Annotated in this window: 17 protein-coding genes; 9 read left to right on the top strand and 8 right to left on the bottom strand. The window is 62.1% G+C overall.

What is annotated here, in order from left to right:
- Positions 1 to 45: 45 nt before the first annotated feature.
- From RSE12_11985 to RSE12_11975, 3 genes are all read left to right on the top strand, one after another.
- The gene (locus tag RSE12_11985; protein ID WRH61110.1) at positions 46 to 1,545 is read left to right on the top strand and encodes a CoA-acylating methylmalonate-semialdehyde dehydrogenase; all 1,500 of its coding nucleotides are present in this window, start codon (positions 46 to 48) and stop codon (positions 1,543 to 1,545) included.
- A 121-nt stretch (positions 1,546 to 1,666) separates the two neighbouring features.
- A complete protein-coding gene (locus tag RSE12_11980; GenBank protein ID WRH61109.1) occupies positions 1,667 to 2,305 on the top strand; it encodes a Crp/Fnr family transcriptional regulator in 639 nt (212 codons plus the stop codon).
- A 115-nt stretch (positions 2,306 to 2,420) separates the two neighbouring features.
- Complete coding sequence (locus tag RSE12_11975; protein ID WRH61108.1) at positions 2,421 to 2,627, top strand: DUF2892 domain-containing protein; 207 nt, start codon at positions 2,421 to 2,423, stop codon at positions 2,625 to 2,627.
- A 46-nt stretch (positions 2,628 to 2,673) separates the two neighbouring features.
- Here the strand turns inward: RSE12_11975 and uvrA are convergent, their stop codons facing one another.
- Positions 2,674 to 5,538 carry an excinuclease ABC subunit UvrA gene (uvrA, locus tag RSE12_11970; protein WRH61107.1) on the bottom strand — a complete coding sequence of 955 codons (2,865 nt, stop codon included), beginning with the start codon at positions 5,536 to 5,538 and terminating at the stop codon, positions 2,674 to 2,676.
- Between the two features lie 196 nt (positions 5,539 to 5,734).
- Here uvrA and RSE12_11965 point away from each other — a divergent pair, with 196 nt between their 5' ends.
- Positions 5,735 to 6,070 (top strand): rhodanese-like domain-containing protein, encoded by a 336-nt coding sequence (locus RSE12_11965; protein WRH61106.1) that lies wholly within the window; start codon positions 5,735 to 5,737, stop codon positions 6,068 to 6,070.
- Here RSE12_11965 and RSE12_11960 read toward each other — a convergent pair.
- Positions 6,061 to 7,224 (bottom strand): MFS transporter, encoded by a 1,164-nt coding sequence (locus tag RSE12_11960; protein WRH61105.1) that lies wholly within the window; start codon positions 7,222 to 7,224, stop codon positions 6,061 to 6,063. The genes RSE12_11965 and RSE12_11960 overlap by 10 nt on opposite strands.
- A gap of 118 nt (positions 7,225 to 7,342) precedes the next feature.
- Between RSE12_11960 and RSE12_11955 the strand changes: the two genes are divergently transcribed.
- Positions 7,343 to 7,804: a DUF6647 family protein gene (locus tag RSE12_11955; protein WRH61104.1), complete on the top strand. Its 462-nt coding sequence runs from the start codon at positions 7,343 to 7,345 to the stop codon at positions 7,802 to 7,804.
- Here RSE12_11955 and lpdA read toward each other — a convergent pair.
- The 5 genes from lpdA to RSE12_11930 form a co-directional block, all read right to left on the bottom strand.
- Complete coding sequence (lpdA, locus tag RSE12_11950) at positions 7,801 to 9,195, bottom strand: dihydrolipoyl dehydrogenase (GenBank protein ID WRH61103.1); 1,395 nt, start codon at positions 9,193 to 9,195, stop codon at positions 7,801 to 7,803. The genes RSE12_11955 and lpdA overlap by 4 nt on opposite strands.
- A gap of 78 nt (positions 9,196 to 9,273) precedes the next feature.
- Complete coding sequence (locus RSE12_11945; protein ID WRH61102.1) at positions 9,274 to 9,867, bottom strand: DUF924 family protein; 594 nt, start codon at positions 9,865 to 9,867, stop codon at positions 9,274 to 9,276.
- Positions 9,868 to 9,929: 62 nt separating this feature from the next.
- On the bottom strand, positions 9,930 to 11,150 hold the full coding sequence (locus RSE12_11940; GenBank protein WRH61101.1) for an MFS transporter: 1,221 nt from the start codon (positions 11,148 to 11,150) through the stop codon (positions 9,930 to 9,932).
- Between the two features lie 92 nt (positions 11,151 to 11,242).
- Positions 11,243 to 12,277 (bottom strand): tRNA preQ1(34) S-adenosylmethionine ribosyltransferase-isomerase QueA, encoded by a 1,035-nt coding sequence (queA, locus tag RSE12_11935; protein ID WRH61100.1) that lies wholly within the window; start codon positions 12,275 to 12,277, stop codon positions 11,243 to 11,245.
- Positions 12,274 to 15,669, bottom strand: coding sequence for a DUF3971 domain-containing protein (locus RSE12_11930; GenBank protein ID WRH61099.1), 3,396 nt, complete (start codon positions 15,667 to 15,669; stop codon positions 12,274 to 12,276). Before RSE12_11930 ends, queA begins: the two co-directional genes overlap by 4 nt.
- A gap of 104 nt (positions 15,670 to 15,773) precedes the next feature.
- Between RSE12_11930 and RSE12_11925 the strand changes: the two genes are divergently transcribed.
- The 4 genes from RSE12_11925 to RSE12_11910 all read left to right on the top strand — a co-directional run bounded on the left by RSE12_11925 (position 15,774) and on the right by RSE12_11910 (position 19,077).
- Positions 15,774 to 16,235 carry a peroxiredoxin gene (locus tag RSE12_11925; GenBank protein ID WRH61098.1) on the top strand — a complete coding sequence of 154 codons (462 nt, stop codon included), beginning with the start codon at positions 15,774 to 15,776 and terminating at the stop codon, positions 16,233 to 16,235.
- Between the two features lie 2 nt (positions 16,236 to 16,237).
- Entirely contained in the window at positions 16,238 to 17,059 is an 822-nt protein-coding gene (locus RSE12_11920) for a ferritin-like domain-containing protein (protein ID WRH61097.1), read from the top strand.
- 172 nt (positions 17,060 to 17,231) lie between these two features.
- Positions 17,232 to 18,572, top strand: a complete 1,341-nt coding sequence (locus RSE12_11915; protein WRH61096.1) for a DUF5930 domain-containing protein — start codon at positions 17,232 to 17,234, stop codon at positions 18,570 to 18,572.
- Positions 18,562 to 19,077 (top strand): polymer-forming cytoskeletal protein, encoded by a 516-nt coding sequence (locus tag RSE12_11910; GenBank protein ID WRH61095.1) that lies wholly within the window; start codon positions 18,562 to 18,564, stop codon positions 19,075 to 19,077. The genes RSE12_11915 and RSE12_11910 overlap by 11 nt, the downstream gene beginning before the upstream one ends.
- A 57-nt stretch (positions 19,078 to 19,134) precedes the next feature.
- On the opposite strand, the gene RSE12_11905 is transcribed toward RSE12_11910, so the two are convergent.
- On the bottom strand, positions 19,135 to 19,920 hold the full coding sequence (locus RSE12_11905) for a DUF2189 domain-containing protein (protein WRH61094.1): 786 nt from the start codon (positions 19,918 to 19,920) through the stop codon (positions 19,135 to 19,137).
- Positions 19,921 to 19,989: the final 69 nt, after the last annotated feature.

Genomic DNA, 19,989 nt, shown 5'->3' with positions numbered 1-19,989 from the left:
TCCGCAAGGCTATTGTGGCGGTAACGAATTTTTTGGGAGGCGACGATGAAAGAGATCGGTCACTGGATCAACGGCAAGCATGTGGCGGGCACATCGGGGCGGTTTGCCGATGTGTTCAACCCAGCCACGGGTGAGGTGCAGGCGCGCGTGGCTTTGGCCACAAAGGCCGAATTGGACGCCGCCACCGCAGATGCGGCCAAGGCCCAGGTCAAGTGGGGAGCGACCAACCCGCAGCGTCGCGCGCGGGTGATGATGGAATTCGTCCGCCTGCTGAACCGCGATATGGACAAGCTGGCCGAGGCGCTTTCATCCGAGCACGGGAAAACCATCCCCGATGCCAAGGGCGACATTCAGCGCGGGCTGGAAGTGATGGAATTCTGCATCGGCGCGCCGCATCTGCTCAAGGGTGAGTTCACCGACAGCGCCGGGCCGGGCATCGACATGTATTCGATGCGCCAACCCATCGGCGTCGCGGCAGGGATCACACCGTTCAACTTTCCGGCCATGATCCCGATGTGGAAGATGGGCCCGGCGCTGGCCTGCGGGAATGCGTTCATCCTGAAGCCGTCAGAGCGGGATCCGTCAGTGCCGCTGATGCTGGCCGAACTGATGCAGGAGGCCGGGCTGCCTGATGGCGTGTTGCAAGTGATCAACGGCGACAAGGAATCGGTCGATGCGATCCTGGACAATCCGATCATCGCGGGGATCGGTTTCGTTGGGTCCACCCCGATTGCAGAATACATCTATGGTCGGGGCTGTTCCAACGGCAAGCGCGTGCAGTGCTTTGGCGGTGCCAAGAACCATATGATCATCATGCCGGATGCCGACATGGATCAGGCCGCGGATGCCCTGGTGGGTGCGGGTTATGGCGCGGCGGGTGAACGCTGCATGGCAATCTCCGTCGCCGTGCCGGTTGGTGATGAGACCGCCGATCGGCTGATCGAAAAGTTGATCCCCCGGATCGAGAAGTTGAAGGTCGGCCCCTATACTGCTGGGAACGATGTGGATTACGGCCCGGTCGTCACGGCGGCGGCGAAGGCGAATATCCTGAAGCTGGTGGAATCGGGCGTGGCACAGGGTGCGAAGCTTGTCGTCGATGGGCGTGGGTTCAAGTTGCAGGGATATGAAGACGGGTTCTTTGTCGGCCCGCATCTGTTTGACCATGTGACCCGCGACATGGACATCTATCGCAAGGAAATCTTTGGTCCTGTGCTTTCGACCGTCCGCGCCAAGACCTACGAAGAGGCGCTGGCCTATGCGATGGACCATGAATATGGCAACGGCACCGCGATCTATACCCGCGATGGCGATACCGCGCGGGATTTTGCGGCGCGGGTGAATGTCGGCATGATCGGGATCAACGTGCCGATCCCGGTGCCGCTGGCCTATCACACCTTTGGCGGTTGGAAGAAATCGGCCTTTGGCGATTTGAACCAGCACGGCCCCGATGCCTTTCGCTTTTACACGCGGACCAAGACCATCACCTCGCGCTGGCCTTCGGGGATCAAGGAAGGCGCAAGCCTGAACTTCAAGCCGATGGATTGATCTGGGCCTGTGCCGAACGGATTTCTTGCAAAGGGTCGCCGACGGGCGGCCCTTTGTCTTTGGCGGCTTGATTGCCATTACCTTGCAATGCTTTTCTGGCGAGCATGGCTAGGAGAGTGGCATGGATTGGTTGGGCGTACTTGGTGACCTGAGGGCAGAGACGCGGGCCGAACTGGCAGGCTTGCAAAGCCGGGTTCTGCCGCGCGGGCTGGATCTGTTTTCCAAGGGGGATCGGGCGCAAGCCTTTCCCATGGTTCTGTCGGGGCGGATCGAGGTTTGCCTGACAGGGCCATCGGGCCGCGAGATTCTGCTTTATGCCGTGGAAGCGGGCCAAAGCTGCATTCAGACGACGCTGGGTCTTCTGGGGGATGAACCCTATTCGGGCACTGCTGCGACGGTGATGGAGACCGAGGTGGTGCGCATCCCCAAGCCGATGTTCCTGCGGCTGATGGAAAGTGACCCGGCCTTTCGCGCCTTTGTGCTGCGCTGCTTCGGGCAAAGGATGGCGGATCTGACCCGACTGCTGGAATCGGTGGCCTTTGGCCGGATTGATGAGCGGTTGGCGCAGGTGCTTTTGGCCTTGGCCGAGGATGAGGTGGTGCGCGCCACGCAGGCCGAGATTGCCGCCCGTATCGGATCCGCGCGCGAGGTCGTGTCGCGCAAGCTGGATGCCTTTGCCAAGGCGGGATGGGTGGTGCGGGACCGGGGTGAAGTGCATCTGCGCGATTTGACCGCGTTGCGACGGGCGGCAGGGCAGTAACTTGCCCCAGCGCGCTGCTACGGGATGTGACGAAGTCACAGACAACGCATTCGAAATTTGCTATGTTTTCGCATGACCCGGACCAACCGGGCCGACCACCGGAAAGGGAACGACCATGTTCAAAACCAATGTTGGCGGAATTGACCGCATCCTTCGGATCGTCGTCGGGCTTGCGTTGCTTGCCGGATTTTTCCTGAATGCGGATGCAACCTATCGCTGGGCCTATCTGATTGGCATCGTGCCGCTGGCCACGGGATTGCTGTCTTCCTGCCCCCTCTATTCCATTCTGGGGCTTTCGACCTGCCCGATGAAGCGGTCGTGATATCTCGAAAAGAACGCGCCGCCGCCCGATTTTGGGCGGCGGTTGACTATTCGGCCGCGACGCGCTTGGGTTTGAGCATGTCACGCAAGTAGCGGCCGGTATGGCTGCGTTCATTCTTGGCCACATCTTCGGGCGTGCCCTGGGCCACAACCTCACCCCCGCCATCGCCGCCTTCGGGACCGATGTCGATGATCCAGTCGGCAGTCTTGATGACATCAAGGTTATGTTCGATCACCACCACCGTGTTGCCCTGGTCGACAAGTTCATGCAGCACTTCAAGAAGTTTGCGTACATCCTCGAAATGCAGGCCGGTTGTGGGCTCATCGAGGATGTAAAGCGTGCGGCCTGTTGCACGACGTGCGAGCTCCTTGGAGAGCTTTACGCGCTGCGCTTCGCCCCCGGAAAGCGTGGTCGCCTGCTGGCCAACCTTGATATAGCCAAGGCCCACTTGGCAAAGCGCATCCATCTTTTCGCGGATAGCTGGCACGGCGGCAAAGAAGGTTTGCGCATCTTCACACGTCATATCAAGAACGTCTGATATGCTTTTGTTCTTAAATTTGATTTCCAGCGTTTCACGGTTGTAACGCGCGCCTTTGCAGGTTTCGCAGGTGACATAGACATCGGGCAGGAAGTGCATCTCGATCTTGATGACGCCGTCACCTTGGCAAGCCTCACACCGGCCGCCCTTGACGTTGAAGCTGAACCGGCCGGGTTGATAGCCGCGCGCCTTTGCCTCGGGCAGGCCGGCGAACCAGTCGCGGATCGGCGTGAAAGCCCCGGTGTAAGTGGCTGGGTTTGAACGTGGAGTCCGCCCAATGGGGCGTTGATCAATGTCGATCACCTTGTCCAGATGTTCAAAGCCGCGAATGGTTTCGCAGGGCGCCGGCGTTTCCCGCGCACCGTTCAGGCGGGTTGCGGCGGTCTTGAACAGTGTCTCGATCGTCAGTGTGGATTTGCCCCCACCCGACACGCCTGAAACGCAGACAAAGCGGCCCAGCGGGAAATCGACGGTGACGTTCTTGAGGTTGTTTCCGGTGGCGCCAACCACAGTAAGTTTCTTGCCATTTCCCGCACGGCGGGTTTTTGGAACCGAAATCTCACGCTGGCCGGAAAGATACTGGCCTGTCAGGCTTACGGGATCGGCGGCCACCTGTTCCGGCGTGCCGTGGCTGACCACGCGGCCGCCATGGACGCCTGCGCCGGGGCCGATGTCGAAGACATAATCCGCCTCGCGGATCGCGTCTTCGTCATGTTCCACAACAAGCACCGTGTTGCCCTGATCACGCAGGTTCTTCAGCGTGGTAAGCAAACGGTCATTGTCGCGCTGGTGCAGACCGATGGAGGGTTCATCGAGCACATAAAGAACGCCCGTCAGGCCAGAACCGATTTGCGACGCCAGACGGATACGCTGGGATTCACCGCCCGACAGCGTGCCCGCGTTGCGCGACAGTGTTAGATAATCCAGCCCGACATTGACAAGAAAACCAAGACGTTCGCGGATTTCCTTAAGGATAGCGCGGGCGATTTCGTTCTTCTGGTTGGTCAGGTTTTCTGGAACGCTGCCGATCCAGGCATAGGCCTCTTTGATCGACATGCGGACAACCTGGCCGACATGCAGACCTGCGATCTTTACCGCCAGTGCCTCGGGCTTAAGGCGATAGCCGTGGCAGGTGCCGCAATCGCGGTTGTTCTGATAGCGCTCAAACTCCTCACGCACCCAGTTGCTGTCGGTTTCGCGGTAGCGGCGTTCCATGTTGGGAATGACGCCTTCGAACACGCGAGAGACCTCATAGATCCGGCCGCCTTCGTCATAGCGGAAGCGGATCTCTTCATCACCCGAACCGTGGAGGAAGACCTGATGCACATGGGCGGGCAGATCTTTCCATTTCTTTTTGGCGTCGAATTCGTAATGTTTTGCAAGGGCCTGGATGGTTTGCGTGAAGTAGGGGCTTTTGGATTTGGCCCAAGGCGCCAGCGCGCCCTGCATCAGCGTCAGCCCTTGATCGGGGACGACGAGGCGTTCATCAAAGAACAATTCCACCCCAAGGCCATCGCATGCCGGGCAGGCCCCGAAGGGCGCGTTGAAAGAGAACAGGCGCGGTTCGATTTCCGAGATGGTGAAACCGGAAACCGGGCAGGCGAACTTTTCGGAATATGTGATGCGCTGGGGATCGCCTTCGCCTTCACCCGGTGCGGTTTCGATGATGGCGATGCCATCGGCAAGGTCCAACGCGGTGCGGAAGCTGTCGGCAAGGCGGGTTTCGAGCCCTTCGCGCACGATGATGCGGTCGACGACGACGTCGATGTCATGGCGGAACTTCTTGTCCAGCGTTGGCGGTTCTTCGAGTTCGTAGAAGGTGCCGTCGACCTTCACACGCTGGAACCCCTGTTTGCGCAGTTCCAGGAATTCCTTTTTGTATTCCCCCTTCCGGTCGCGGATGATCGGGGCGAGGAGATAGGCGCGGCTGCCTTCCGGCATGGCCATGACGGCATCGACCATATCCTGCACCTGCATCGCAGTGATCGGCAGGCCAGTCGCGGGGCTGTAAGGGGTGCCAACACGCGCGAACAGCAGGCGCATGTAATCGTAGATTTCAGTGACCGTGCCAACGGTAGAGCGCGGGTTCTTGGACGTGGTCTTCTGTTCGATGCTGATCGCGGGGGATAGGCCGCTGATATGATCGACATCGGGTTTGCCCATCATGTCGAGGAACTGCCGTGCATAGGCCGACAGCGATTCCACATAGCGGCGCTGGCCTTCGGCATAGATCGTGTCAAAGGCGAGCGAGGACTTGCCCGATCCAGAAAGGCCGGTGATCACAACCAGCTGGTCGCGCGGGATGCTGACATCCACGCCCTTAAGATTGTGTTCGCGCGCACCGCGCACTTCGATGAACTTCTGTTCGGCCATGCCCATTCCCCCGGACGGATGCGATGTAGATAGGCCATGCGGCGCGAGTCTCCAATGTAAAAATGTGAACATTGAGTGAACAAAGACAGGAAGCGCCGAGAAATGCTCAGGCTTTATGCGCAACCGGATGGGGCCTTTACATATTCGTTTTTCCGCATATGTTATCCGCAACAGTCCGTCACAATAGGTTGCCCCCATGACCCCGATTACTTCTGTTCCCCAAGCCATCGATCTGGCCGCCAAAGGTGAGATCGTCCTTCTGGATGTGCGCGAAGCAGGCGAGCTTGCCTCTTCCGGCACGGCGCAGGGGGCGATCCATATTCCGCTGGGCCTGCTGCCCCTGCGCGCCGATCCGCGCGCGCCAGATTATGATGCGCGGCTTAACGGCAAACCAGTTGCGGTATTCTGTGCAGCGGGCGCGCGCGCAGGGCGGGCTGTCGAACTGCTGGAACGGTTCGGGCATGAGGCCGTGAACATCGGCGGGTTTGGCGATTGGTGCGGTTGCGGCGGGCCTGTGCAGCGTCACGCCTGATGGGCGCGACGGCTTGCCTGCCAGGCGTGGACAGCGATGCCCGCTGCGCAGAGCGGCAGCGCAAAGGCGATTACGCCGCTCGGCCCCATACCAGCGATCAGCAGCGCGAGGATCGGCGTCCCCGATGTGGTGCCCAAATTGCCAAGCTGCGCCACAGCCCCAGAGGCGCGGGCGCGATCTTCGGGCGTGGTGTTCAGTTGCGGGATCGAGGCGAAACTTGCCCCCTGCACGATGCCCATGGCCCCGGCCAAGGTGAAGGCAGCCAGAAGGGTAACGGTCCCCTCCCCCCAGCCCGCCCATAGGGCGAGTGTTGCCACCAACCCGGCGGCGTAGCCCGCTTGTACCATGCGCACAGCGGTCATGTAGTTCAGGCCCCAGACCCCAAGCGTCAGCGAGACACCGATTGACAGAAGCGGCATCCCTGCGGCGGCAAGGGCCCTTTGCCCCTCGGGCAGCAGCGGGGGCAGCAGCGTCAGCAGCGCCACATAAAGCGCGGTGTAAAACACAAAGCCCATCGCCGGAGCCGCGATGGTTGGCGAGGCGTATATGGTGCCATGCTGGCGGATCAGACCGCCGAGCGAAGGTAAGGGCGGGGCAGCAGGGTCAGTCGGAAGAAGGATGTACAGAAGCAGCGCCAATGCCGCCATCCATACTGCGTGGCCTAGGAAAAGATAGGTGATGCTGCCGACAGCCAACAGCGACGGCGCGATCAGGGCAAGCAAGGCGTAGGTCACCCCAAAGAAACTGCTCCAGAGTGTCATGGCCAGGCCCTGATGTCGCGCCGGGGAAAGGCCCGCGATCATCGTCGGGCCGACCACGACGATGGCTAGATGTGACACTCCTTCGAGCACGCGGGTCAGGATCAGGGCGGCATAAAGCAGCGGCAGGGTTTGCAGGGCAGACACCACCGCACCAAGCGCCAGCGCCGCCACGATGGCCCGGCGCGGGCCAATGCGGGCGACCAGCAGGCCTGCGGTGGTGCCGAAGATCAGCCCGACAATGCCGACGATGGACACGATCAGCCCGATGCCCGCCGCGCCCTGTTCTGGGTAGCGGTCGGCCATCAGATCGAAGGCAAAGGACAGCTTGCCGAATTGCGCGGCAGAGCCGAGGCCGGCCAGCCAGAGGGCGAGGATGGTGAAAAGGGTGCGCATGTCGCTTTATCTGTTGCGCGCGCGACCCTAGGGCCAAGGGCTGCGGGCTTCAAGCGGGCGGGTACGACATCCGTATGAAGGTCTTGCAACGAACAGGCAACGGTTTAGCATCCGAAAGATGACACGTGGCCTGATCCTGACGCTTGTTCTTCTTGCCCCCGCGCCCGCGCTAGCAAGTGATATGTGTGCGCTCGCCATGGACATGGAGGCGCGGATTGCCGAAAGGCTGGGCTATGCGCCGGGGGCCGTCTGTCCAGAAATCACCTTCGCCCTTCCCGTGGCTGGGGCGGTGCAGCGGTCGCAGGCCGGGGCCTATGATCCGATGACGGGGCGGATCGACCTTGCGCCCGATCTGGACCTGCGCACGGCCTATGGGCAAAGCTTTCTTTTGCACGAACTGGTGCACGCCGCGCAGTATCGGGCGGGGCGGGATCGTGCTGTGCCATGCCCCGCCGCACTGGAGGCCGAAGCCTATAGAGAACAGGCCGACTTCCTTTTGGAAGCTGGCCTGTCGCGCGAGGCGGTGCTGACACGCGCCCTTGGCGCGCAACTGGGCGGCTGCGAGGCCCCCGAATACTAAAAGTGTAGCGCGCGGCCGTAGGCATCGAGCACGGATTCGTGCATCATTTCCGACAGGGTGGGATGCGGGAAGACGGTGTTCATCAGATCTTCCTCTGTCGTCTCCAGCGTGCGGCCGATGACATAGCCCTGGATTAGTTCCGTCACCTCGGCCCCGACCATATGCGCGCCCAAAAGCTCGCCCGTCTTGGCATCGAAGATCGTCTTGATCATCCCCTCGGATTCCCCCAACGCGATGGCTTTGCCATTGCCGATAAAGGGGAAGCGGCCAACCTTGATGTCATGGCCTGCCTCTTTCGCCTTGGCCTCGGTCAGGCCGACGCTGGCGATCTGAGGATGGCAATAGGTGCAGCCTGCAATCGAATTGGGTTTGATCGGGTGCGGATGACCGCCCGCGATCAGTTCGGCAACCATCACGCCTTCATGGCTGGCCTTGTGGGCAAGCCATGGTGCACCTGCAATGTCGCCGATGGCATAAAGCCCGTCGATGCCGGTGCGGCAGAATTCATCGGTCACCACATGGGTGCGGTCGATCTTGACCCCAAGCGCCTCGAGCCCGAGGTTTTCGATATTGCCCACGATGCCAACGGCAGAGATGACCGTGTCGAATTCGTGCGTCTCAATCTTGCCGCCCACTTCGATGTGGGCGGTGACGCCCTGCCCCGGCTTGCGATCCAGCTTCTTGACCGCCGCCTTTTCCATGATCTTCATGCCCTGCTTTACGAATTGCTTCTTCGCGAAGGCGGCAATCTCGGCATCCTCGACGGGAAGAATGCGGTCCATCACCTCGACCACGGTGGTATCTGCGCCCAGCGTGTTGAAGAAAGAGGCGAATTCGATGCCGATGGCACCTGAGCCGATCACCAGCAGCTTCTTGGGCATCCGTTTCGGTTGCAGGGCGTGGCGATAGGTCCAGACCAGATCACCGTCCGCCTCCAACCCCGGCAGTTCGCGGGCGCGTGCGCCGGTGGCAAGGATGATGGCAGGCGCGGTCAGGTCTTCGCTGCCCTTGTCGGTTTTCACTGTCACCTTGCCCTTGGCGGTGATCGTGGCCTGCCCCATGACGACGGCGATCTTGTTCTTTTTCATCAGGTGGCCGATGCCGGAAGACAGCTGTTTCGCCACCCCCCGTGACCGTGCCACGACGGCGGGAAGGTCAAAACTGACGCCAGTGGCGGCAAGGCCAAATTCCTTGGCCCGGTGCATGAGGTGGAACACCTCGGCTGACCGCAGCAGAGCCTTGGTCGGGATGCAGCCCCAGTTCAGGCAGATGCCACCCAGATTCTCGCGCTCGACAATCACGACTTTCTTGCCGAGTTGCGCGGCCCGAATGGCGGCAACATAGCCGCCGGGGCCAGCACCGATCACGATCACATCATAGGCAGTGGCCATGAGATTTCCTCCCTCAGAGCAATTGGTTTGGCCTTAAACTATTTTTCCAAACCAAGCAACGCAGGCAGCGCCGGGGCCCTATGCGCCGGACGCATGGCTGGCAGCATCTTGCAGGCGGCGCACTTCGGCCCCGTATCCGCCTGCGGCCAACCAGTCGGATTCTTCGGCCGTGTCGGCGCGGCCAAGGGCGGCGTTGCGGCTGGGAAAGCGGCCAAATCGGGCGATGACGGCCTGATGCGCGCGAGCGTGCAGCGCCATTTCGGGATCAGAAGACAGGCGTTCCTGCATCAGTTGCACGGCAAGCGCCTGATCAGCGGGATTTTCGGAATGCTCGAAAGGCATGTAGAAGAATTGCCGTTCCGGTTCTGGCGCGCCCATATCCCAACCGGCGGCAAGTGCGGCGCGGGCGGCGGAAAGGGCGTGTGGATCGGTGGCAAAGCTGTCAGCCGTGCCGCGAAACATGTTGCGCGGCAGTTGATCGGTCAGGATCAGAAAGGCCAGCGTGCCAACGGTGCCGTCGATCCAGTGGTCAAGATTGCCGTCACGCGCGGCCTGCCAGATATCCTGAAACCGGGCGCGGCAGGTGCTGTCGATCTCGTCCCCGCCGATGTACCAGCCATCGGGGCCAACCTCACCCAGCCAGAAATCCAGCAGTTCCACCGGGTCTGACATGGCGTATCCCTTCCGTGTTGCCCATCAAGCGTGGCAGGGAACAGTCAGGGGCGCAACCACCGTCAGCGATCCTTTTCGATGACAGCGGTCGCGGCGACCGATGAGGCGGTGGGAACAATGAAATTGGATGGCCCACTGCCCGCAGGCGCGGCACGGCGCGACATGCGCCAGAGCGCGTAGCCCGTCAGCGCCACGTAAAGCGCGGCAATGAAGAGGAAAAAACCGCCCGATCCCACCTGCCCCATGATCCAGCCGGTGATGATCGGGCCGAAGATTGCACCAAATCCGTTCAGGAAGATCATCCCCGCACTGGCAGCGGCCATGTCATCCTTGGACAGGAAGTCGTTGGTATAGGCGATGAGCAAGGCATAGACCGGGTTGGTGATCCCACCCAGAAGAAGTGCGACGATGAGATAGCCGTAGAAGGGCAGATCAAACAGCCCGGCGATCAGCATTGTCACGGCGGCGATCCCGGACAGGCCGGTGATCAGCAGGCGGCGATCCATCCGGTCCGACAACCAGCCCACCGGGTATTGCAGAATAAGCCCACCCACATAAAGCGCACCGACAAAGATCGAGATGTCGCGGACTGACAGCCCCTCCATCGCGCCCCAGACTGACGCCATACCGAACATGGCCGAGAAGACGCCCCCGGTCAGAAGCATCCCCGCACAGCCGAGCGGCGAAATGCGGAACAGCGCGCGGAAGGAAAGGCCTTTGGTCGTCTCGAATGTCGGGGCTGGTGTGGGGGCAAGAAGAAGCGGCATGAAGGCGAGCGACACCAACACCGACGGGATCACGAACAGGACAAACCCGGACGGATCGGCCACGTTCAGGATGGCTTGGCTTGCGATGATGCCCAGCATCTGCACGATCATATAGGCCGACAATGCCTGCCCACGCGTTTCGTTCGTGGCGGCGTTGTTCAGCCAGCTTTCAGCGGTGATGTAGATGCCCGAAAAGCAGAACCCGATCAGCACGCGCAGCGCCGTCCAGACCATCCAGTCGGCGGCGACCGGATAGACCACCAGCACGGCCGAGATCAGCGAACCCAGCGCCGCAAACACGCGCACATGGCCCACCTTTCGGATCAACGATGGTGCTACTTGCGAGCCCACCAGAAAACCCGCGAAGTAAGCGGACATGACAAGCGAAATCTCAAAGGTGGAAAAGCCTTCGATCGCGCCTCGGATACCCAGAAGAGTGCCCTGAATGCCGTTGCCGACCATCAGAAGCATGACGCCCAGCAGCAGCGGCCATGAGGTGGAGATCACTTTCAGCATGGGCGCACCGGGAAAAAAGCGGATGATGTCAAAGGATAGCACGCCGCAAGATCGGCATGAGCAGGAATACGACGCAGCCCCTATCGCCCCCGTCAGGGAATGAGAAGCGAGGAATCGCCATAGCTGAAGAAGCGATAGCCGTTCTGCACGGCATGGGCATAGATCCGCTTGATGCGGTCCTGCCCCATGAGCGCCGAGACCAGCATCATCAGCGTGGATTTGGGCAGGTGGAAGTTGGTCATCAGCGCATCGGTGATGCGAAAGCGGTAGCCGGGGTAGATGAAGATGTCGGTCGGGCCGGTCCAGGGCTGGATGATGCCGTCTTCGTCGGTGGCGGATTCGATCAGACGCAGCGCAGTGGTGCCCACTGGGATGATGCGGCCCCCTGCCCTTTTGGTGGCGTTGATCTCGGCCGCCGCACCGGGGGTGACCTGGCCCCATTCGGCGTGCATCCGGTGGGTGGTCACTTCATCCACCTTTACCGGAAGGAAGGTGCCTGCGCCGACATGCAGCGTCACTTCGGTGAAGGTTACGCCTTTGTCGGCCAACGCGCGCAGAAGCGGCTCGTCAAAATGCAGCGAAGCGGTGGGTGCGGCCACGGCCCCGGCATGACGGGCGAACACGGTCTGATAGTCGGTGGCATCCTGCGCGTCGGGGGCGCGTTTGGCAGCAATGTAGGGCGGCAATGGCATCGCCCCGGCTTCGGCAAGCGCGGCATCGAAATCATCGCCGGTCAGGTTGAAGGTCAGCCGCAGATCGGTTTCGCCCTTTTCCGTTACGGTGGCAGACAGGCTGTCGGAAAAGCGGATCACCTCGCCTTCGTTCACCTTGCGCAGCGGTTTCGCCAAGGCACGCCAGCCGATGGCAGCCGGTTCCAGCAGGGTGATTTCCACCTTTGCCACAGCTTCGCCGCGGGTGCGCTGGCCTGTCAGACGGGCGGGGATCACCTTGGTGTTGTTCAACACCAGCCGGTCGCCCGGACGAAAGATGTCGATCAAGTCATAGACGTGACGGTCGTCAATCCCGTCGCCCTGTGCCAGCAGCAGGCGCGCATGCGTGCGCGGGCGGGCGGGCCGGGTGGCGATGAGCGACTCGGGCAGGTCGAAATCGAAATCTGTCAGTTTCATCCGTCAGGGCTCTCGTCTGGGTTTGCCAAGCGCGGCGGGTCGCGGCGGAACAGGTCACGGAACATGCCCGGCGTCAGGATCGACAGCGGGTTCACCGACACAGCAACGCGATCCCGGCTGCCCTGCACCCGATAGTTGAAGCCGAACAGACCTTCGCCGCGCCGCGTGAGGATCGCGCCGATGCCGTTCAGCATGTAGATCGGCGACACCACCCCTTGCAAGTCCAGCGCCCCATCCCGGGTGCCATAGAGACCGGCCATCGATACGCCAATGGAATTGCCAACGGCAGAGCCGCGGGTGATCTGCACCGCCTCGGGCGTCAACACGAATTCGGCCAGCGCCTGTCCGAAGGCCAGCCCTTCACCGTTAAGCTGCTCCAGGATGCCGACAACCGAAACGGCGTTGAGCAGTTCGGCCAGCACCGGCGCGTCGACCACCCGGAAATCGCGCATGTCGGCGGTGCCGTCATAGACGCCATCCGTAGCACGCGGGACCAGCCGCAGATCAAGTTGCCCCCCGCGTGCCGAGGCGAAAACCCCGGCCGAAGACAACACTCCGCCGGCATTGTCGGAAAGCACGCGGATCGCGGCCCCATTAGCGCTGGGTACAACAGTGCCATTGACGGCGGCCTGACCGTTCACAAGGGCGCTGAAACTGCCATTGAAGCCGCCGCGCGGCGAGAAGTCGCCGCGGAATTCGGTCAGCGATATGCTGTCGGTGATGCGCAGGCGGTTCAGGGCAAATGTCAGCGGGATATCTGCCACCTCGCCCCCACCGCCGCCTGCCACCGTATCGGGGGGTTTGCTGCGCAGATCGACCGTGGCGTCTGACACCAGAATGCCCACGGGCCGCCCTTCGCCCCGCCCGCTGATACGGACCCGGCCAGAAAGCCAGTCGCCCAGTTCAACTTCTGTGAAATCGACCTGATCCAAACTTCCGCCCGGCAGAAGCCGAACGCTGCCCCGGGCCGACAGACCGGGGGCGGTGATGGTCAGGCTGTCAATCGCGGCGGGCTTGGACAGTGTGGCCGCCACCTCCAACCGCCCGAGCGTGCCCGCGGGCTTGCGCCACCCGGTGCCGGGAAGGGTGATTTCGATGCGGTTCAGGTCTGAAATCAGGCGCAGTTGGGCCGGTTCGCCTTTGGGCAGGGTGATCGTTACCATGCCCTGCCCATCACCCCGAGCGATGGCCTCGGGCAGGCCAAGGCCGAATTCGGTGATCGTGTCGCGCGATAGGGCGACGGTGCCTTCGATGCTGGCGGGGGGGGCCTGTTTGCCAAACGGCTGGCTGAAGGTCACATCAAAGGGGACGCGCCCGATGGTACCGGGACCGGAAACGCGCAGGCCCCTGGGATCAGCCGACAGTGACAGGTCCGGGGCGGCGATCTGCTTGCCTGCCACCAGCCGGTCGCTGCGGAAATCGGTAACGCGGCCGTTGACGGAGAAGATCACGTCTTCTGCCGTCAGCTTTGGCAGCAACGGAAAGCGCAGCGTGGCATCCAATGTGGCGCGCCCTTCGCCCAGATCGACGGCACGACCTGCCTTCTTGAGAAAGCCGAACGGGGGTTCATCCAAGAGTGACAGCGCGGCGGTGAGGGTGGAGTTCGTCTTCAACACCACCTCGGCTTGCGCCGGGCGGCGGGTGATATCCAGCACCGAGAACACCGATCCGGACATGTCGATCACCCCGCCAAGGGGCGGCGTGACCGACCCACGGCTGACCACCATTGTATAGGTCATGCCTTCGATCGTGGCGTAGCCATCGGCATCGCGGATGGGAGGCAAAGTGCGCAGAAAACGGACATCCGCGCCAAAGAAATCATAGCCGAGCGACAGAACCGGTTCCTTGCCCGGCGCGATGCGCAGCGCGGCCTTTACATCGGTGAGCGTGCCTTCCAGCACGTTCTGTTCCAGCCAGTCGCGCGTGCGTTTCACCAGCTTGACCGGCCAGATCGCCATCAGGTCGGTATGGCCGATGGAATCCAGCGTCAGGTCAACGGCAGCGGTCCAACCTTCGGACCCGGCGCTGATGCGGCCTTTGGCCGATAGGCGGCGGTCCTGTTCGACCAGCGCCACCTGGCCAATATCGATGCTGAACGGATCGAGCCGAAGCCGAAGATCGACCGCACCTTCACTGAACCGGACAGGTTTTTGAAACAAGCCCGCCGGATCGACCTGCATTTCCGAAATGTGAATCTGGGTCAAAAAGCTGTGCGGCAGGCGGGTGCCAAGCGGGCCGGTCAGGATGGAGCCCGCGGCATCGGTCAGATAAGAATGCCCAGTCGCGCGCAGGCGCAGCGTCGTGCTTTCCACATCAAAAGCATTCAGGTTCACCCGTCCTTTTGCCGGATCATAGCTGACAGTCATCGCTGCGCGTTCAAAGGCGATGGGAACGGCGGCATCGGTCGGGCGCAGGGCGCCGGCGCCAAATTCCAGCGCGGCGTCCATGGTCGTGATCCCCTCGGCCTCCAGTCGGGCAGACAGCTTGCCCGAAATGGGCGCATCCACAGCCGCCAGAGGGGCCAAGGGCAGGATCAGCGCGGCCAGATCGGCGGCATGGACACGGTCCACTGTGGCGGACAATCGGGCGCTGTTCTCGCCTTTGCGGGTGATGGCCGTCAGCTGCGCCTGTGCCGGATTACCGTCTGCCCCCATCAGCGACAGGGCCATTTCTGCGCGCAGCTCATCGGGGTGATTTTCAAGCCGCAACCGCCCATCGCCAAGATCCCAGACTCGGCCCGACACCCTGTCTGTCAGCGCGAGCGTCAGGGCATCGGCATCTATGGCCTGCAACCGTGACAGAGCGGGGGTATCGAAAGCCTCGTCTATCATCGCAAAAAAGGCGGGCAGGCTGTCGATCCGACGGTCGCTGCCAAGGCCGCCAAATGCCACGTCAAAACTGCCATCGCGTTCGCGTGTCAGGTCGATGCGTGTACCAGACAGGCGCAGGCTGCTGGGCCTGATCTGCCCGTCCAACAGGGCATCCAGAGAGAAGGCCACCCGCACCTCGGACAGGATAAGGACGGGGGAACCGTCACGGTGCAGAAGGCGGGTGTCTTCTAGCCGCAGACGTGGCACCCAATTGTCATCCACCCCGATCTCGACCCCGCCGATGGCGATAGCGTTTTCGGGGAAGGTCGGGGCAAGGGCGCGGTTCAGGCGATCTTCAGCCTCGGCCACAGCCCAGACGGGAAGGCGCAGAAATGACCCGGTCAGCGCAAGAAGGCCAAAGCCCAGCGACAGCAATAGGACCAGCACGACGAACAGGCCGATAATCCCGTTGCGCAGCGGCCTGCGCCGCGGGCTGGGTGCGGGCTGCGGCATGGCCGGACCCTGCCCGTCGCCCGGGGCGGCGGTTTCCGGCACCGTGTCATGCAGGCCAGAATCTGACACTCTGCGAGGCCCCTCCCATCATTCACTGCCGGGATTGCCTTTATCTTCGCCCGAAGGCAACTAGAACGCAAAGCATCCATCGTCACAATGCAAGGAGCCGCCAGATGATCACCGCAGGCGCAAGCGCCCCCGATTTCACCCTGCCGCGCGATGGCGGGGCGTCCCTCACCCTTTCGGCCCTGCGTCCGGGCAAGGTGGTGCTGTATTTCTATCCCAAGGATGACACGCCCGGCTGCACGCTTGAAGCGCAGGATTTCACCGCCCGTCTGGCCGATTTCACCGCCGCAGGCACCACGGTCATCGGCGTGAGCAAGGACAGCATCAAGGCGCATGACAAGTTCTGCAAGAAACATGGCTTGTCGATCATTCTCGCCTCGGACGAGGCTGGTCACACCTGTGAAGACTACGGCGTCTGGGTTGAGAAGAGCATGTATGGCAAGACCTATATGGGCGTAGAGCGCACAACGTTCCTGATCGACGGCACCGGCAAGGTGGCGCAGGTCTGGAACAAGGTGTCGGTCAAGGGCCATGCGGATGAGGTACTGGCGGCGGCCAAGGCGCTTTGACCATGCAAAGCCTGGCCGAGATGGCGTTGGAGGTTCTTTCCACCGCCGACGGACGCGCAAAAACCGCGCTGGGCCGCAAGCATGCAAGCGCCTGGTTTGCTGCGCGGGCAGCGGGCGCGCCGTTGCCGGTGGGCAAGGCCCAACCGCCCCTGCGCCCTGCCCGGCCGGAAAAACCCGATCTGCTTGCCCCGCGCGATGTGCCGCGCCGCCGCCCCGGAACCGAGGCCGGGCGCATCGCGCTGTTGCACGCGGTGGCGCATATCGAATTGAACGCCGTCGATCTGCATTGGGACATCATCGCCCGTTTTACCGATCATCCGATGCCGTTGGGCTTTTACGATGATTGGGTCAAGGCGGCGGATGAAGAGGCGAAGCATTTCAACCTGATCTGCGATTGTCTTGAAACGATGGGAAGCCATTACGGCGCCCTGCCCGCCCATGCCGGGATGTGGCGCGCCGCCGAAGATACAGTGGACGATCTGTTGGGACGTCTGGCCGTTGTGCCCATGGTGCTTGAGGCGCGGGGATTGGATGTGACGCCGGGCATGATCGAGGTGTTCCGCAAGGCTGGCGATACCGGGGCGATTGCCGCGCTTGAGACGATCTATGGTGAAGAAGTGGGCCATGTCGCCTATGGATCGAAATGGTTCAACTGGCTGTGCGGGCGGGATGGGTTGGACCCGAAAGACGTGTTCCATGATCTGGTTCGCCAGTATTTCCATGGCGCGCTGAAGCCGCCGTTCAATGAGGAAAAGCGCGCCGAGGCCGGGCTGCCGCCGGATTTCTATTGGCCGCTGGTGGCAGAGGCCGGGGCCGAGGGGTGACCCCATCCGCAGCTATCGGCGGGTTTCTGCCGACTTACGGCGGATTTCAGGTGCCGTTTTGGGCCATCTGGTCAATTATGTTGCGGCAGTGTGATGCGCTGGCTAATCAATGGGCGTCTCCGGTTGGGAGCATTTCGCCCGTCCTTTTCAGCAACGTACGGAAAACGCACAAGTGATGACGCGTGTCGCCTATCGGATAAACGCCACGATCGAGCGTTTCCTTCCCGAACAACGCCTGTTCCTGAAATCAGATACAGATACACGGTTCATCCGCCTGCGCCCGGTGACGCAATTGATCGCGGTGACAGGCTGCGCGATGTTCGTGGCCTGGACGATCGTCGCCACCGCCGTTCTGATGATGGATTCCATCGGTGCCGGATCGTCACGCGAACAGTCGCTGCGGCAACAGGCGATGTATGAAGAACGGCTGAACCTGTTGTCCGCCGACCGTGACCTGCGGGCCGAAGAAGCAGCCCGCGCGCAAGAGCGGTTCAATCTGGCGCTGGAACAGGTCGCCGATATGCAATCGCGGTTGCTGGCATCGGAAGATCGGCGCCGCGAACTGGAAACCGGGATCGACGTGATCCAATCCACCCTGCGCCGCACGATCATCGAACGGGACGAGGCGCGCAGCAAGGCCGATGAGGTGACGCTGGCCCTGGCCGAGACCACAGGGTCGGCACGCAGCGAACAGGGCCGCGTCCGTGATACGGTGGATACGCTGGCCATCCTGACCGAGGCGCTGGGCGATGCCGCGCAGGAGCGGGACCTTATGGAAGGCGCGGCGCAGAAATCTGCTGAACGCGCCGAAGAGATCATGGAACAAAAGCGCGCGATGGAACGTCAGAACGACGTGATCTTCGCGCAGCTGGAAGAAGCGGTCACCGTGTCGATGGAACCGCTGGACAACATGTTCCGCGATGCAGGCCTTTCGCCCGATGATTTGCTGAGTTCGGTCCGCAAGGGCTATTCCGGCACCGGTGGACCATTGGCGCCCATCTCGCTGTCGACATCCGGCGCGGCGATGAGCCCCGAGGCCACCCGCGCCAATGCCATTCTTCAGGGCCTTGACCGGATGAACATGTACCGCATCGCGGCCTTCAAGACGCCCTTCGCGATGCCGGTGAACACGCCCGTGCGCTATACCAGCGGCTTTGGCGGGCGTAACGATCCCTTTGGCCGTGGCTTCCGCCGGCATGAAGGGCAAGACATGGCGGGTGCCTATGGCGCGCCGATCCTGGCCACCGCCGATGGCGTGGTGATCCATGCCGGATGGGAAAGCGGGTATGGTCGTCTGGTCAAGATCCGGCACGAATTCGGGATCGAGACGCGCTATGGCCATTTGTCGCAAATCCGCGTCAACGTGGGCGATCGGGTATCGCGCGGCGACAGGATCGGTGATATGGGCAATTCAGGTCGTTCCACTGGCACGCATCTCCACTACGAGATCCGGATCGGGGGCGAAGCAATCAACCCGATGACCTTCATAAAGGCAGCGAGAGATGTTTTCTAAGAGCCGAATCAACGAGCCGGGCCCCAAGCAGGCCGAAGTGGAAAAGCCGAAAGCACCGGAGGCAGGCGTGACGAAACCCAGCACGGACTTCACCCCCGCCGCCCCCAAGGGCAAGGCGACCGCATCTGTTCTGTCCTCGGATCTGACCGTTGTGGGCAATCTGCGCACCACCGGTGACATTCAAGTAGAAGGCACCGTCGAAGGGGATATCCGCGCCCATCTGCTGACCGTGGGCGAAAGCGCCACCATCCGCGGCGAGATAGTGGCCGACGACATCGTCGTGAATGGCCGTGTGATTGGCCGCGTGCGCGGGCTGAAGGTGCGCCTGACGTCGACCGCACGGGTTGAAGGCGACATCATCCACAAGACCATCGCCATCGAAAGCGGTGCGCATTTCGAAGGGTCGGTTCAGCGCCAGGACGATCCGCTGGCACAGGGCCGCGTGACGGCCCCGGCAATGCCTGCGGCGGCCCCTGCCCCGGCAGCAAAGCCCGACGCGCCCTAATACGGGACGTGCCACTGGTCAGACTGCTAGGGCGCCCTTTGGGCGCCCTTTGCCATTTCAGGCCCAATGGACCGCGCGGCGATAAAGATGCCAGGTCGCATGCCCCAACACCGGCAAGACGACGAACAGGCCCAGAAAGCCGGGCAGCATCCCGACGAACAAGAGCACGGCGATGAAAGCCCCCCAGCCCAGCATCACGACCGGGTTTTCGCGCACCAGCGCGATCGAGGTGAGCATGGCGGTGACAAAGTCCACCTCGCGATCATCCAGCAGCATGGGCAGGCTGACCACCGTCAGCGCATAAAGCAGGGTGGCAAAGACCGCCCCTACAGCGGAGCCAAAGGCCAGCATCATCATTCCTTCGGGTGTCAGGAACACGCCCAGCGATGAGCTGACATTGGTCATGGTCGATTTGCCAAGAAACAAAGCAAAGATCGTATGGGCCAGAAAGTTCCAGAAGAGGAAAAAGACCACAATCACCGCCGCCATCGACGGGATCTGACGATCCTTTTGCCGAACCACCGCCCCCAGAATGTCACGGAAGACAAGTGGCTGCCCCGCCTCGCGCCTGCGGCTGATTTCATACAGCCCGCAGGCCGCAAAAGGGGCAAGGATGGGAAAGCCGGCAGCCGCGGGCAAAGTCCACCAGACCTGCCCCTGCGCGGTGAAGGCATAGGTCAGCAGCCAGCCCCCCACGACATAGACCATGGCAAAGAAGGCGCCGTAGAAAGGGTGGGCTAGGAAATCCTGCCATCCTGCCCCTAGGGCATGGCGAAGATCGCCGCTGTCCAGCGACAGGACCTCTGGCACCGCCGCAGACGGCGTACCTGCGTGATCGGACATCTTTCCCCCCTTTTTGCCAAAGGGTAAGCGGCGCGGGGGGTGGCGGCAAATATGTATTTCGCAGATCGC

The organism is Fuscovulum sp. (assembly GCA_035192965.1).
Taxonomy (GTDB): Bacteria; Pseudomonadota; Alphaproteobacteria; order Rhodobacterales; family Rhodobacteraceae; genus Paragemmobacter.
This window is presented reverse-complemented; position numbering and strand designations above follow the sequence as displayed.

Excerpts from the sequence above, each read along its gene's own strand:
- RSE12_11975 (WRH61108.1), top strand. The coding sequence starts at position 2,421 with ATGTTCAAAACCAATGTTGGCGGAATTGACCGCATCCTTCGGATCGTC.
- RSE12_11940 (WRH61101.1), bottom strand. The coding sequence starts at position 11,150 with ATGCTGAAAGTGATCTCCACCTCATGGCCGCTGCTGCTGGGCGTCATG.
- uvrA (WRH61107.1), bottom strand. The coding sequence starts at position 5,538 with ATGGCCGAACAGAAGTTCATCGAAGTGCGCGGTGCGCGCGAACACAAT.
- RSE12_11985 (WRH61110.1), top strand. The coding sequence starts at position 46 with ATGAAAGAGATCGGTCACTGGATCAACGGCAAGCATGTGGCGGGCACA.
- RSE12_11960 (WRH61105.1), bottom strand. The coding sequence starts at position 7,224 with ATGCGCACCCTTTTCACCATCCTCGCCCTCTGGCTGGCCGGCCTCGGC.
- RSE12_11920 (WRH61097.1), top strand. The coding sequence starts at position 16,238 with ATGCAAAGCCTGGCCGAGATGGCGTTGGAGGTTCTTTCCACCGCCGAC.
- RSE12_11910 (WRH61095.1), top strand. The coding sequence starts at position 18,562 with ATGTTTTCTAAGAGCCGAATCAACGAGCCGGGCCCCAAGCAGGCCGAA.
- RSE12_11980 (WRH61109.1), top strand. The coding sequence starts at position 1,667 with ATGGATTGGTTGGGCGTACTTGGTGACCTGAGGGCAGAGACGCGGGCC.
- RSE12_11945 (WRH61102.1), bottom strand. The coding sequence starts at position 9,867 with ATGTCAGACCCGGTGGAACTGCTGGATTTCTGGCTGGGTGAGGTTGGC.
- queA (WRH61100.1), bottom strand. The coding sequence starts at position 12,277 with ATGAAACTGACAGATTTCGATTTCGACCTGCCCGAGTCGCTCATCGCC.
- RSE12_11955 (WRH61104.1), top strand. The coding sequence starts at position 7,343 with ATGACACGTGGCCTGATCCTGACGCTTGTTCTTCTTGCCCCCGCGCCC.
- lpdA (WRH61103.1), bottom strand. The coding sequence starts at position 9,195 with ATGGCCACTGCCTATGATGTGATCGTGATCGGTGCTGGCCCCGGCGGC.
- RSE12_11925 (WRH61098.1), top strand. The coding sequence starts at position 15,774 with ATGATCACCGCAGGCGCAAGCGCCCCCGATTTCACCCTGCCGCGCGAT.
- RSE12_11965 (WRH61106.1), top strand. The coding sequence starts at position 5,735 with ATGACCCCGATTACTTCTGTTCCCCAAGCCATCGATCTGGCCGCCAAA.
- RSE12_11905 (WRH61094.1), bottom strand. The coding sequence starts at position 19,920 with ATGTCCGATCACGCAGGTACGCCGTCTGCGGCGGTGCCAGAGGTCCTG.